This is a genomic window from Kineosporia mesophila (assembly GCF_021129235.1).
In the GTDB taxonomy this organism is placed as follows: domain Bacteria; phylum Actinomycetota; class Actinomycetes; order Actinomycetales; family Kineosporiaceae; genus Kineosporia; species Kineosporia mesophila.
On the sequence record NZ_JAJOMA010000003.1, the window covers coordinates 70,561 to 83,604 of the forward strand.

General features: G+C 70.7%; 12 protein-coding genes. 3 read left to right on the forward strand and 9 right to left on the reverse strand.

The window, feature by feature from the left end:
- Positions 1-133: 133 nt before the first annotated feature.
- Both LR393_RS05280 and LR393_RS05285 read right to left on the reverse strand, forming a co-directional pair.
- Positions 134-1,708, reverse strand: coding sequence for a ferredoxin reductase family protein (locus LR393_RS05280; protein ID WP_231482023.1), 1,575 nt, complete (start codon positions 1,706-1,708; stop codon positions 134-136).
- A gap of 437 nt (positions 1,709-2,145) precedes the next feature.
- Positions 2,146-2,862 carry an HAD family hydrolase gene (locus tag LR393_RS05285; protein ID WP_231482025.1) on the reverse strand — a complete coding sequence of 239 codons (717 nt, stop codon included), beginning with the start codon at positions 2,860-2,862 and terminating at the stop codon, positions 2,146-2,148.
- 256 nt (positions 2,863-3,118) lie between these two features.
- On the opposite strand from LR393_RS05285, the gene LR393_RS05290 reads away from it, so the two are divergent.
- The gene (locus LR393_RS05290; RefSeq protein WP_331282907.1) at positions 3,119-3,991 is read left to right on the forward strand and encodes a PAC2 family protein; all 873 of its coding nucleotides are present in this window, start codon (positions 3,119-3,121) and stop codon (positions 3,989-3,991) included.
- 81 nt (positions 3,992-4,072) lie between these two features.
- On the opposite strand, the gene mshC is transcribed toward LR393_RS05290, so the two are convergent.
- The 5 genes from mshC to LR393_RS05315 form a co-directional block, all read right to left on the reverse strand.
- On the reverse strand, positions 4,073-5,329 hold the full coding sequence (gene mshC, locus LR393_RS05295) for a cysteine--1-D-myo-inosityl 2-amino-2-deoxy-alpha-D-glucopyranoside ligase (protein WP_231482037.1): 1,257 nt from the start codon (positions 5,327-5,329) through the stop codon (positions 4,073-4,075).
- Between the two features lie 87 nt (positions 5,330-5,416).
- Entirely contained in the window at positions 5,417-6,385 is a 969-nt protein-coding gene (locus LR393_RS05300) for an SCO1664 family protein (RefSeq protein WP_231482304.1), read from the reverse strand.
- Positions 6,313-6,879 (reverse strand): DUF3090 domain-containing protein, encoded by a 567-nt coding sequence (locus tag LR393_RS05305; RefSeq protein ID WP_231482039.1) that lies wholly within the window; start codon positions 6,877-6,879, stop codon positions 6,313-6,315. Before LR393_RS05305 ends, LR393_RS05300 begins: the two co-directional genes overlap by 73 nt.
- A gap of 10 nt (positions 6,880-6,889) precedes the next feature.
- Positions 6,890-7,624 (reverse strand): histidine phosphatase family protein, encoded by a 735-nt coding sequence (locus LR393_RS05310; protein WP_231482041.1) that lies wholly within the window; start codon positions 7,622-7,624, stop codon positions 6,890-6,892.
- A gap of 11 nt (positions 7,625-7,635) precedes the next feature.
- Positions 7,636-8,481, reverse strand: a complete 846-nt coding sequence (locus LR393_RS05315; protein WP_231482043.1) for an undecaprenyl-diphosphate phosphatase — start codon at positions 8,479-8,481, stop codon at positions 7,636-7,638.
- 42 nt (positions 8,482-8,523) lie between these two features.
- On the opposite strand from LR393_RS05315, the gene LR393_RS05320 reads away from it, so the two are divergent.
- Positions 8,524-9,453 (forward strand): aldo/keto reductase, encoded by a 930-nt coding sequence (locus LR393_RS05320; RefSeq protein WP_231482049.1) that lies wholly within the window; start codon positions 8,524-8,526, stop codon positions 9,451-9,453.
- A gap of 74 nt (positions 9,454-9,527) precedes the next feature.
- Here LR393_RS05320 and LR393_RS05325 read toward each other — a convergent pair whose 3' ends face one another.
- Together LR393_RS05325 and LR393_RS05330 are read right to left on the reverse strand one after the other, a co-directional pair.
- Positions 9,528-11,795: a SulP family inorganic anion transporter gene (locus LR393_RS05325; protein WP_231482050.1), complete on the reverse strand. Its 2,268-nt coding sequence runs from the start codon at positions 11,793-11,795 to the stop codon at positions 9,528-9,530.
- 494 nt (positions 11,796-12,289) lie between these two features.
- Positions 12,290-12,631 carry a primosomal protein gene (locus tag LR393_RS05330; protein ID WP_231482051.1) on the reverse strand — a complete coding sequence of 114 codons (342 nt, stop codon included), beginning with the start codon at positions 12,629-12,631 and terminating at the stop codon, positions 12,290-12,292.
- 108 nt (positions 12,632-12,739) lie between these two features.
- Here LR393_RS05330 and LR393_RS05335 point away from each other — a divergent pair, with 108 nt between their 5' ends.
- A complete protein-coding gene (locus LR393_RS05335) occupies positions 12,740-12,991 on the forward strand; it encodes a DUF5703 family protein (protein ID WP_231482052.1) in 252 nt (83 codons plus the stop codon).
- Positions 12,992-13,044: the final 53 nt, after the last annotated feature.

The window sequence follows — 13,044 nt, forward strand, 5'->3', positions numbered from 1 at the left end:
GGGACATGAGCCTCAGCGCGCATCTTTCGAGGCATGGCCCCCAGGAAATGCCCCCAGAACACCTCCCCCGCGAAGAGATCCCTGGAGAGAGATTCCGAAAACCTCTTCCGGGAGGTTTTTGATCTCCCACCGGTCAGATCATGTCGAACTGCTCGGTGTGGATGCGGTGTTCGGGCACCCGCAGACGCCGCAGACCGGCCAGCACCCCGCCGACCATCTGCGGTGAACCGCAGATGTACACGTCGGTCTCGGTGCGCTCCGGACGGGTGCGGAGCACCGAGTGGAGGGTTCCGGCGTCCACCCGTCCTCGCCGGCCGGGCCAGTCGTCCGGGGGCGCCGACAGTACTTCGACCACCTGGAGCGGGAGGTGAGTGGCGAGCGTCCTCAATTCTTGCCGGAACAACAGGTCCTGCTCGTGCCGCGCCGCCATGATGAGGGTGGCGGGACGGAAGTCGCTGCGGTGCGAAAGGGTTCGCAGGATGCTCATCATCGGGGTGACCCCGACGCCGCCGGCGATCAGGAGGAGGGGCCGGGCCTCACGGATGTCGACGGTGAAGTCACCGTAGGGTCCGTCGAGGCGCACCTGGGCACCTACCCGGAGCCGGCCGACGGTGCGGGTGAAGTCGCCGACGTGGCGGATGGTGAACTCCACCTCACGGGGCCGGTCGGCGCTCGAGGCGATCGTGAAAGGGTGCTCCTCCCAGGGTTTACGCGCACTGTCGAGGCGGATCCAGGCGAACTGGCCGGGCAGGAACCGCAGGCCCGGCTGCCAGTTGTGCCGCGGCGCCAGCACCAGTGTGCTCACGACCGGGGACTCCGCGATCACTTCCTGCACCACGAACCTCCGGTCGTGATGCATCAGGGGCCGGACGACCCAGCGCCGGGCGAGCGTCACCAGCAGCACGATGCTGATGCCGATGAACCAGGCCCGCATCGCCCGGTCCCGGATCAGGTGGTTCAGCAGGTAGACGTGGAATCCCGCCGTCACCAGGGCCAGCAGTGCCAGGGTGATGTGGATCCAGCGCCAGACCTCGTACGGCCAGTTCAGTTTCCGGCGGAAGACGGCGAACAGGCAGATGGCCACGATGGCGAGCGTGGACACGGTGGCGTTGCGGGCCCGGGCGGGGGCGTGCACCCAGGTGATCAGGGCGAGGTTGCGGCCCGGGTCGTCGGCGATCACCAGGCCGGTGTGCACCAGCACCATGATCATGACGAGCATGCCGAACGAGCGGTGCGAGACGATCAGCCGCTCGATGCCGAAGGCCTTGGTCAGGGAGCTGCTCCGGCTGATCGACACCACCACGACGACCAGGAACGACGCCGCGAGAAGACCGGTGGAGAGCGACATCTCGAGCACGAAGTCACCGGTCAGCCCGGCCGCCGGGCTGAGCATCAGGGGCAGGACGACCGCCACCGGGACCGCCGCGCCCCAGAGCAGGCGCGCGGCCTGCGTGCGGAACCGGCGCGAGATCAGCGGACGGTGCTCGGCCGCGACCCGGGACCGGCGGGCGGGGACGGCGGGGCGTCCGCGCCGGATGATGCGCTCGCCGGTCTCACGGGAGCGCCGGCTGGGAGCGACGAGAGGCATCTCCTGGGTGAGCAGGAGATCAGTGGTGTTCTCGGGGATTCCGGTGGCCGGAGACAGGGGCGAGGTGGGCTGACTCGGGGGGATCCAGACGGGTCGCGCCTTGCGCTGAGAGGTTGACATCGTGCGCATAGACAAGCGCCCGTTCGCCTAAACGATTCTCAGTCATCGGTCAAGGTCATAAGTCCTACTGACGCTGAATTTGGGAGCCCACAGCAAGACCACATCAAGAAATTCCGGCGCCATTTGACCCATCGACACCGAATCGCAACCGGCTGCCGGGCAACCCGTTCCGGAGGCCCGAGGCCCCGACGAGGCCTGATGTCGCCGCGACCCGGCACGATGTCACGCTGCGAACCGGGCGGTCTCCGTTCGGTGCCCGGCCGGAGGGGATCCGGCGGACGACCGGTGCGGGGGTGCACGTTGAGACGGGGTCAAATCTGTGCGCTAGGACCAAAGACCTAGAAACCTGGGGATCCGGGCAGGAGCGGGCACCAGGATCACCGGAACAGTTTGCGTGATCGCGGAAGGTTCCTGGAGTGCCGCCCGCCCCGGGGGGTTCAGCTCGTGACGAGCTTGCCCAGGTCTTTCGCCGTCCAGCCGGCCAGGCTCCGGGTGACCGTGCGGCCTTCGCGCCCGGGGACGGGGACCAGGTGCTCCACCGCCAGGAGGGGCACACCGGCGGCCTCGGCGGAGGCCACGCCGGTCAGGCTGTCCTCGATGGCCACGCACTCCCCCGGCTCGACACCGAGCAGCTGGGCCCCGCGCAGGTAGGGCTCGGCGTGCGGCTTGCCGTGGGTGACCTCGTCACCGGTGACCAGGAAGCGGAAGAATTCGCCCTGCTCGCGGGGCAGCGTGCCGACGATCGCCTCGGCCATCTCACGGTAGGACATGGTGACGAGGGCGCAGGGCACGCCCAGCTCGTGCAGCTCGAAGAGCAGTTCACGGGCGCCGGGCCGCCAGGGCACGTCGACCGCGATGCGCCGCACGACGCCGGTGGTGAGGCGGGCGATGATCTCGTCGGCGGGCAGGGTGACGCCGCCGTGCTGCTGGATGTACCGGGCCGAGTCGATCAGCGCGTTACCGATGAGGGCGTGGGCGTGCTCGTCACTCCACTCGCCCCCGAACTCGGAGACCAGGAGGTGCTCCTCCGCCATCCAGTACGGCTCGGTGTCGACGAGGGTGCCGTCCATGTCCCACAGCACCGCGGCGGGAAGGCCGGCGGCCCGCAGGGCCGCAGTCGTCGGGCTGGTCGGGGACGCGCTGATCTCTGTCACGGTGGTGGGGTTCTCGCCTCTGACGCCGGATGCGGACTGGGGTACCGCGCGTGACCTCGTCGACGCACGCAGTGGCCCGGAGCGCTCACTCACCGTCGTCATCGGAGGGAATCCGGAATGACTCGGGCGCAGGCTCTCTTACCGAGTCTAGAGTCCGCGTCCAGCCCGTCTGCGGCGGCCGGACCCGCACCGCCCGTAGGCTGGGCGGCGAGGGCGGTGACCTCACCGCGATGACGAGTGTGAGCGAGGAGAAGGCGTGACAGATCTGTCGGGAGTGCCGCCACTGCGGGACCCCGTGATGGTGGCTGCCTTCGAGGGCTGGAACGACGCAGGTGAGGCCGCCAGCGGAGCCGTGGCACACCTGGAACGGGTCTGGGGCGCGACCAGCGTCGGAGAGCTCGATCCGGAGGAATACCACGACTTCCAGGTGAACCGGCCGAGTGTGGGCACGGACGAGGACGGCAGCCGCACCATCACCTGGCCCACGACCCGCGTCTACTGGGCGCGGCCTCCGGGGGCCAGCCGCGACATCGTGATCGTCCGCGGCATCGAACCCTCGATGCGATGGCGCAAGTTCATCGGCGAGCTCCTGCAGTACGCGGACGACCTCAAGGTCGGCACGATGATCACGCTGGGTGCACTCCTGGCGGACGTGCCGCACACCCGCCCGATTCCGGTCACCACGACGAGTGACGACGAACGGCTGCTGGACAAGCTCGCCGTGGAACCGTCCCGCTACGAGGGACCGACCGGCATCGTCGGGGTGCTCCAGGACGCCGCCATGAAGGCCGGGCTGCCGAGCCTGTCGCTGTGGGCCGCCGTACCGCACTACGTGGGCCAGTCGCCCTCCCCCAAGGCCACCCTGGCGCTGCTGCGCCGCATCGAAGACGTCCTCGACGTCACGGTGCCGCTGGGTGACCTGCCGGAGGACGCCCGGGCCTGGGAGCGCGGCGTGGACGAGCTGGCCGAGGAGGACACCGAGATCGGCGAGTACGTGCGCCAGCTGGAGCAGGCCAAGGACACCGCGGACCTGCCCGAGGCCAGCGGTGAGGCGATCGCCAAGGAGTTCGAGCGGTACCTGCGGCGACGCCGGCCGGACGAGGACGGCGGCAAGCCGGGCATGCTGTAGGAAGCCTGGAAACGACGGACGCCCCACGCTCGGTGAGCGTGGGGCGTCCGTCGTGGGGGGCGTCCCCCATTTTCCCAGAGCTCAGAAACGCACGCCCAGCAGCCCGTCGATGGTGCGGGCCACCAGGCCCGGTGCCCCCTCGACCGAACCGCCCGTGGTGAGCACCTCGTCCACCCACGCGTCCACCGCGGCGAGCGCCTTCGGGGCGTCCAGGTCGGTGCCGACCGCCTCACGGACGGCGGCGAGCACGGGCTCCGGGTCGGGGCCCTCCTGCCGGGACAGCGCGTCCTTCCAGCGGTCCAGGCGCACCTGGGCGGCGGCCAGGCCCTCGTCGGTCCAGTCCCAGCTGGTGCGGTAGTGGTGCGCCAGGATGGCCAGGCGGATGGTCTGCGGGTCGACGCCGGCCGCGCGCAGCTTCGAGACGAAGACCAGGTTGCCGCGGGACTTGCTCATCTTCTCGCCGTCCAGGCGCACCATGCCGGCGTGGGCGTAGTGCTGCGCGAACGGCTGGTCACCGGTGATGACCTGGCCGTGCGAGGCGCTCATCTCGTGGTGCGGGAAGAGCAGGTCGTCGCCGCCCGCCTGCACGTCGAAACCCATGCCGAGGTGGCGCAGGGCGATCGAGGCGCACTCGATGTGCCAGCCCGGCCGGCCGGCGCCAAGGGTCTCGCCCTCCCAGGAGGGCTCGCCCTCGCGAGCCACGCGCCACAGCAGCGGGTCGAGGGGGCCCCGCTTGCCCTCGCGGTCGGGGTCGCCCCCGCGCTCGGCGAACGTCGACCGCGCCTGGTCGGCGGGCAGCTGGGCCACCCGGCCGAAGTCCGGGTCGGCACTGACGTCGAAGTACACGTCCTGGGCACCGGAGTTCAGCGCGTCGGGCGTGGGGACCAGGTAGGCCTTGCCGTCCTTGAGTAAATTCTGCACGGCCTCCACGACCAGCGGCACGGACTCCACGGCGGTCATGAAGACGCGGGGGGCGATCACGCCGAGCGCGACCATGTCGTCCTTGAAGCGGTCGGTCTCGCGGTCGGCGAGGGCCCGCCAGTCGTCACCGGTGGCGTTCGCGCGCTCGAGCAGCGGGTCGTCCACGTCGGTGACGTTCTGCACGTAGAACACCTCGTGCCCGGCATCGAGCCAGGCGCGGTGCAGCAGGTCGAAGGCGACGTAGGTGGAGGCGTGCCCGATGTGGGTGGCGTCGTACGGGGTGATCCCGCAGACGTACATGCGGGCCTCACCCTCCGGCCGCGTGGTCACCAGGGTGCGCTCCGAGGAGTCGAAGACGCGGACCGGCGCACCGGAGCCGGGCAGACGGGGGACAGCGGGAGAAGGCCAGGGGATCACGAACGGAGCCTAACTGACGACTCCGAGCGATGTCCGTGCTGGTCCGGCGCCAGTTCCGGGGTATTTCCGGGAATAAATCCGAGCGTTCTAGAAGGGCGGCCAGGGGATCGCGTGCCAGTCGCCCGGGGGCTTCGGGAAGCGCCGGCGCCGCAGCAGCTGGGCGGCCCGGCGGGCGGTGCGGTGCACCTCGTCGGCCTCGAGCAGGCCCGACAGCGCCGTGTGCAGCTCGCTGTCACCGGACAGGTCGGTGACCAGTCGCCCGAGCAGCTCCGCCAGCTCGTCGTCGAGAGGTTCACCCGCCCAGCCCCAGAGCACGGTGCGCAGCTTGTCGTCGAGGTTGAAGGTGAGCCCGTGGTCGACGCCGAACAGCCGGCCGTGGGCGCCGCGCAGGATGTGCCCGCCCTTGCGGTCGGTGTTGTTGGCCACCGCGTCGAACAGGGCCAGGCGGCGCAGGCCCGGGTCGTCGGCGTGCGCGAGGACGATCGGGTCGCCGACGGCGTCCTCGGCCACCAGGACCTGTTTCCAGTCGCCGGGCACGGCCGCGGGCGGCAGCACGTCGACGACGCCCGCCCCCGGCTCACCCATCAGCGGCTCGACCGCGAGCGGCAGGCCACCCAGGCCGGTGGCCCCCTCACCGGCGACCGCCTCGTCCTGCGCGGACGCGTTCACCCACAGCTGCACGCTGCCGGGACCGAACGGCCCGTCGCGCAGGGCCGTCGGCGGGACCACGTCGAGCCCGCTGTAGGCCGACAGCGCGTAGCTGGCGGTCTCGCGCAGGCCGAGGGTGCCGGACGGGAAGTCCCAGAGCGGCTTCTCGCCGGAAATCGGCTTATACACGGCACCCGTGCTGACGCCGTCGAGGGTGACGGCCACGTAGAGCGTGGCGTTGCTCGCCCCGGTGATCCGGCCCTGGACGTCGATCTCGCCCTCGGCGAGGAGCTGGAGCAGTTCCGGCTCCTCGAGCGTCCCGGGCCCGGTCCCCGTCAGCGCCGGTACCCGTTCGCCCGCGGGCAGATGTGCCCTTCCGGATCGAGCGGGAACGTGCAGAACGGGCAGGGCGGACGACCGGCCCCGACCACGGCGAGCGCCCGCTTGGCGAAGGCCCGGGCGGCGGCGCCGGCGAGCGACACCCGCAGGACGGCGCCCTCGGCCTCCTCGTCGGTGTCGGGCAGCTCGTCCTCGTCCTCGTTGAGGTTCTCGCCGGCCTCGAAACACTCGATGACCACGCGCTCGAGCTCGCCGTCCCAGGCGAGGCTCATCGTGCCGACCCGGAACTCCTCCTCGATGGGGGTGTCCAGCGGGGCGGTGTCCTCGGTGCGGGTGGGCGCGAGCGCGGGCACGGTGACGCTGCCCTGGGTGCGGCGCAGCACCTCGTCGAGGAGCTCGTCGACCCGTTCGGCGAGCACCGAGACCTGTTGCTTCTCGAGCTGGACGGTGGTCAGCCGGTGACCGGTGCGGACCTGGAGGAAGAAGGTGCGGGAACCGGGCTGGCCCGTCGTACCCGCGACGAACCGGTCCGGTGACTCGTACTCATATACCTGGCGCGGCATACCCGGGACCCTACGACGTTCCGGACGACGGTGCCGCACCACCACCGACGACCGCGTCGGACGAGGACATCGCGTCGTCGTCCGGGGCGGGGTCGGCGGGCGGAACCGGTACCAGGGACGCCAGGTCGGTGCCGGAGTCGTTGATGCGCACGGCGAACGGGCGCAACGGTGTGAAACGGATCACGGAGACCGAGCAGGGGTCGACGACGAGCCGCTGGAACTGGTCCAGGTGCATGCCGAGGGCATCGGCGAGGATCGCCTTGATCACGTCACCGTGCGAGACCGCCATCCAGACCGCGTGGTCGCCGAACTCGGCCGCGACCCGGGCGTCGTACTCGCGGATCGCGGCGACGGCCCGGTGCTGCATGGTCGGCATCGACTCGCCCTCGGGACCGGGGAAGGTCACCGCCGAGGGGTGCGCCTGCACGACCGGCCAGAGCTTCTCCTTGACCAGTTCCTTCAGCGGGCGGCCGGTCCAGTCGCCGTAACGGCACTCCCCCAGCCGGTCGTCGGTGAGGAGCCCGGGACGGCCCGGGGACCCCAGGAGGGTGGACGCGGTTTCCTGGCAGCGCTGGAGGGGGCTGGAGACGGCGAGCCGGACCGGAATGTTCTCCAGCCGGGAGGCCAGGGTCGTCGCCTGGGCCTGCCCGGTCTCGTCCAGCGCCACTCCCGGCGTCCAGCCGGCCAGGATGCCGCTCGCATTGGCGGCAGTACGGCCGTGACGGACGAGCAGAACGGTGGGCACGGTCGAGCAGCCTACGTTGCCGACAGGACGCCCGACGCGAGCATCCCCATCACCGCGAGCCCCGCCACGATCCGGTACGGGTTGAACACGGCGATCGAGTGCCCGGCGACCAGCTTCAGCAGCCAGGCGATGGCGGCGTAGGCGACCAGGAACGAGACGAAGGTACCCACCGCCATCGGGCCCCAGCCCACGACCTCGGTGTTCACGTCCTTCAGCGAGTAGACCCCGGCGCCGGTGAGGGCGGGGACGGCCAGGAAGAACGACAGGCGGGTGGCCGCGACCCGGGTGGCGCCGACCATCAGCCCGGCCGAGATCGTGGCGCCGGAGCGGGACACGCCGGGCACCAGGGCGACGCACTGCATCAGGCCGATGATCAGGACCTCCCGCACGCCCAGCTCGGTCTCCTCGTACTCCTGCCGCGGGTTGCGCTCGGCCCACCAGATCACCGCGCTCCAGGCGATCAGGGCGCCGGCGACCACCCAGAGGTTGCGCAGCGGGCCGTCGATCAGGTCCTTGCCGACCAGGGCGACCACGACGATCGGGCTGGAGCCGAGGATGACGAGCCAGGCGAAGCGGTAGTCGGGGTCGGGCGCGTGGTGCCGGCCGCGGGCCGGGCCCAGGCCCCGCAGCCAGGCCAGGGCCAGGCGGACGAAGTCGGCCCGGAAGTACAGGAAGGTCGCGACGATCGCGCCGAACTGGATGATCGCGGTGAAGGACGTCACCGCCGGATCGTCGATCTTCAGGCCGAGCAGCCCCTCGGCCACGGTGAGGTGGCCGGTGCTGGACACGGGCAGGAACTCGGTGAGGCCTTCGACCACACCCAGGACGATGGCATCGAGATATCCGACGGAACTCATGTGGGCCACTTTGTCAGCCCGCGCGCGCTAGGTTGACACGTCATGGAGCAGCGATACGTGGGCCGCACCGGCTTACGTGTCTCCCGGCTGGGCCTGGGCACGATGACCTGGGGCCGGGAGACCGACCCGGACGAGGCCGCCAACCAGCTGAAAGCCTTTCTCGACGCGGGCGGATCGCTGGTCGACGCCGGTACCCGTTACGGCGCCGGTGCCTGTGAGGAGACACTCGGCAAGCTGCTCGAGACCCTGGGCGTACGTGATCATCTCGTGATCTCCGCCAAAGCGGTCGTGCCGCTGCACCGGCCGGGCCCCGACCTGTCCCGCCGCTCACTGCTCGCCGCGCTGGACGCCACCATGGCCCGTCTGGGCACCGACCACGTGGACCTGTGGACGGCCCCGGGCTGGAGCGAGGCGGTGCCGCTGGAGGAGACGCTCTCGGCGCTGGAGATGGCCGTGCGCTCCGGGCGGGCCCGGTACGTGGGCATCGCCAACGTCGCGGCCTGGCAGGCCGCCCTGGCGTGCTCGGGCAGCAGCCGGCCCGCCGCCGTGCACAGCGAGTACTCGCTCGTGCAGCGACATCCGGAGAACGAGCTGATCCCGGCGGCCGAGCACCTGGGACTGGGCGTGATCGGCTGGTCACCCCTGGGCCGCGGCGTGCTCACCGGCAAGTACCGGCACGGTACCCCGGCCGACTCCCGCGCGGCCTCGGTCCATCTCGCCCGGTTCGTGGAGCCCTACCTGGACCGCCCGTCGCGCCGCATCACCGATGCCGTGATCGCCGCGGCGGACGGGCTGGGGTTCAGTCCTCTGGAGATCTCCCTGGCCTGGGTGCGTGACCGGCCCGGCATCAGCTCGGTGCTGCTCGGGGCCCGCACCTCCGGTCAGCTGCGTCAGGCCCTGGGCAGCGAGGACGTCGAACTGCCCGCCGAGATCCTCGGCGTGCTCGACGAGGTGTCGGCCTCGGCCCTGTGAGAAGCCCCGCGCACCCGATGCGTTCGTGATCGTGCAGAACCCCCGGGGAGGTTCTGCACGATCACGAACCGGTTCTACACGCCGGCGGGCAGGTCGAACTCTCCCGTCACCGGTTCCAGCACCCGCACCTCGGCCTCGCCGATGTCGAAGAACATCCCGACCAGTTCCAGCGAGCCCGCATCCACCCGGCTGCGCACCAGCGGGTGCTCCATCAGGTGCCCCAGCTGGGCGATCACGTTCAGCTGGGCCAGCCGGTCGGTGTCGTCGGTGCCACCCAGGTCACGGAACCGGTGCAGCGAGTCCTGCGCGTGGGCCAGCCAGCCGGGCAGGGCACCGCCGAGGTCCCCGTCCGGTTCCAGCAGGGCCCGCATCGCACCGCACCCGGAGTGCCCGCAGATCGCGATGGTCGTCACTCCGAGCACCCCCACCGCGTACTCGACCGCGGCCACGGTGGAGTCTCCCGGGTCGGAAGGCCGCACCGGCACCAGGTTCCCGACGTTGCGCACGGTGAACAGGTCGCCCGGGCCGGAGTGGGTGATGAGGTTCGGCACCACCCGTGAGTCGGCGCAGGTGATGAACAGCGTGCACGGTGACTGCCCCTCCCGCAGGTCGTGCAGCACCCCCCGCATCCGGGGACCCAGCCGGTCGTGGAAACTGCCCACGCCGTCGAGGACCCGGACCCGGTCGGCCGGCTCGCCGGCGTCCACCGGGACGTTCGAGGAGATCTCCACCAGGCCGTGGTCCCAGGGTGCGGCCGACCCGGAGCTGCCGTCGTCGAGATTTCTTCCCTTGCGGGCCTTCCCGCCACCGATCAGCTCGCTCAGCACGGGTGCGCCCTGTTCCCGCACGCTGACGGGGCCGCCGCCGCGGCGGTGCTCCTCCACCCAGTCGAGCAGGTGCTCGCTCGCGGCCTGGTCGAGGTAGTCGACCTCCAGCTCGACCTTGACCGGCGCCCCGGCCGGGACGGCCGACAGGCGGCGCGCCAGGGTGGGCAGCGACACGAAAGTCACGGTGCCCGCGAGCACGACCCGCCAGGTGCCGTCCGGGTCGTCGGCCGGGGGCACGACCTCGACCTTGGCCAGGATCGAGCGGCGGGCCGCGAAGCCGAGCGCCACCACCAGACCCACGACGACGCCCTCGAGCAGGTTGAGCAGCAGCACCCCGGCCAGTGTGGCCACCCAGACCGCCGCCTCGCCGTGCCGGTGGGCACTGCGCAGATGGCCGAGATTGACCAGCCCGAGCCCGATCACGACGAGCAGGCCGGCCAGCACCGACAGCGGGATCCGCATGACCACCGAGACCAGCACGACGGAGAACAGGGCCACCCAGACCGAGTGCAGCACGGCCGACCACTTCGTCCTCGCGCCGGCCCGGACGTTGGTGGCGCTGCGCACGATCACCCCGGTCACCGGCAGGCCGCCGGCCAGACCGGAGAGGATGTTCGCCGAGCCCTGACCGATCAGCTCCCGGTCGAGATCGGCCCGCCGGCCCTCGTGCATCTTGTCCACCGCGACGGCCGACAGCAGCGTCTCCACGCTGGCCACCAGCGCCACGGTGAGCACCCCGACCCCGATCGAGAGCCAGGCGGTGTCGGGTAGTTCCGGGAGCTGCACGGCGGACAGCAGGTTGCCGGGCAGATCGACGCGCTCGACGCTGAACGGCAGCGAGACGAGCGTCATCAGGGTGACGGACGCCAGCGGGGCCGGCACCGTGCGCAGCGGGCCCAGGTACGTCACCACACGGGGCCAGAGCAGGGTGAGGGCGATCGTGCCGAGCCCCAGCAGTGCGGACGCCGTGTGCAGGCCGATGACCTCCCCCGGCATCTGGGTGATGCTCTCCAGCGCCGAGCTGGGCGATTTCGCTCCGAGCAGCACGTGTAGCTGGCCGACCACGATGGTCAGGCCGATACCGGCGAGCATGCCGTGCACGACCGCCGGGGAGATGGCCAGGGCCGCCCGGGCCACCTTGGCCAGGCCGAAGCCGATCTGGACGATGCCCGCCATCACGGTGATCAGGCAGGTCACCCGCCAGCCGTGCTCGGCGACGAGCCCGGCCACGACGGCGGTGAGACCGGCGGCGGGGCCGGTGACCTGAAGTGGCGCACCACCGATCAGCCCGCAGACGATGCCGCCGATGACGGCGGCGATGATGCCGGCCACCACGGGCGCGCCCGAGGCGACGGCGATCCCCAGTGACAGGGGCAGGGCGACCAGGAAGACGACCAGCGACGCCTCGATGTCGGATCGCCAATGAGACTGCGGTGCAGTGGTTTTAATCTCTTCGTCACGGTTCTCCGGCACACCGGCGGGCGGCGTGACGGTGGACGTGGACTCCTCGCTCATGGATCTCTCCTGGCGTCGTTCGGCGGCGTCGGGGAGGTGCATGGGACATGTGGGTCGGGCGTCCATGCCCGGAACTCCAGTCGGTGGCCCTCGGAAGACACGTGGTCGAAACCGAGCGTGACCGAATGCGGTCGACTGGAGACTTACAGTGAACAGATTGCGGGCCGTCCGACCCTGCGGTCAATCCGAGATGCAGGAGAATTCGCTCATGCATCGGCGCAATCCGCCGGGAGGACCACCAAAGACGCTGCCGGGAAACGTCTTACAGATTCATCAAAAGATTTGCGGAAGGCGATGCGCGGGCGCGGGATTTCTCCGGATGCCACGGGAACGGGAACGACGCGGAGTATTCACACGTTGAACCGTGGTCCCGGCGAGATACTGCTTAGTAATTGAATGGCGTTTCACCACTGCCCCGGACAGCACGAAGTGCCGGCCCGGCTCAGCCGGCCGGCACCCCTGGTCGGGCGGGCTACGAAGAAGGACGCAAGAGGTCAGGGCCGCTGTGCCGCGGCCGGCGTGCCGTCCTTCTCGTCCTCCTCTTCCTCGTCGTCGTCCTCGTCGTCCTCGTAGTCGTCGTCGAGGTCGTCCTCGTCGTCCTCGTCGTCGTCCTCGCCGTCGATCGCGTCCTCGGCCTCGTCGTAGAGGACGAAGGGCGTCACCTCGTCGAAGGCGTCGTAGAGCGACTCGTCGTAGGTCTCGAAGGCGTCGGCCAGGGTCTGGTAGGCCGCCACCACCGCGGGGTCGGCCTCCCCCGTCCGCTTGCTGGCGGCGTCCAGGTGCGCCTCAAGAGCAGCAATCAGGCGGTCAAGCGCAGCTCGGGGCTCCGTCGTCATGGCATGACCGTATCGGTTCGTGATGACATGGGCAGACCCGACTCGTGCGGGCCTGCGTCCGAAGGGATCGGACTCCGACCGATGGGAATACCGACGAAGAGAGCTGCCTTGAGCGACAACGTGCGTGATCTCGCCCCCAGGGTGCGCCCCACCAGCGCAGAAGCGACCCCGTTCTCCGCCGACTACGAGTACCGCATCATCAATCTGCCTCGCGGAATCAGCAGGTCAGAGGCTCGGCAGCAGCTCACGGAACAGGCCGAGTACGGCCGCTGGGAGCTGGCCCGCGTGCAGTTGTCGTTCGGCGGCGGCCGGAGGGTCTGGCTCCGCCGGCGCATCATGCGCGTCGAGCGCACGATCTAGACGCGAGCGCGGCGGGGCCCGGCCCGGGCCCCGCCGCGACCAGCGTCACCAGC

Coding starts and splice junctions, on each gene's coding strand:
- LR393_RS05280 (WP_231482023.1), bottom strand. CDS start 1,708: ATGTCAACCTCTCAGCGCAAGGCGCGACCCGTCTGGATCCCCCCGAGT.
- LR393_RS05305 (WP_231482039.1), bottom strand. CDS start 6,879: ATGCCGCGCCAGGTATATGAGTACGAGTCACCGGACCGGTTCGTCGCG.
- LR393_RS05315 (WP_231482043.1), bottom strand. CDS start 8,481: ATGAGTTCCGTCGGATATCTCGATGCCATCGTCCTGGGTGTGGTCGAA.
- LR393_RS05320 (WP_231482049.1), top strand. CDS start 8,524: ATGGAGCAGCGATACGTGGGCCGCACCGGCTTACGTGTCTCCCGGCTG.
- LR393_RS05325 (WP_231482050.1), bottom strand. CDS start 11,795: ATGAGCGAGGAGTCCACGTCCACCGTCACGCCGCCCGCCGGTGTGCCG.
- LR393_RS05330 (WP_231482051.1), bottom strand. CDS start 12,631: ATGACGACGGAGCCCCGAGCTGCGCTTGACCGCCTGATTGCTGCTCTT.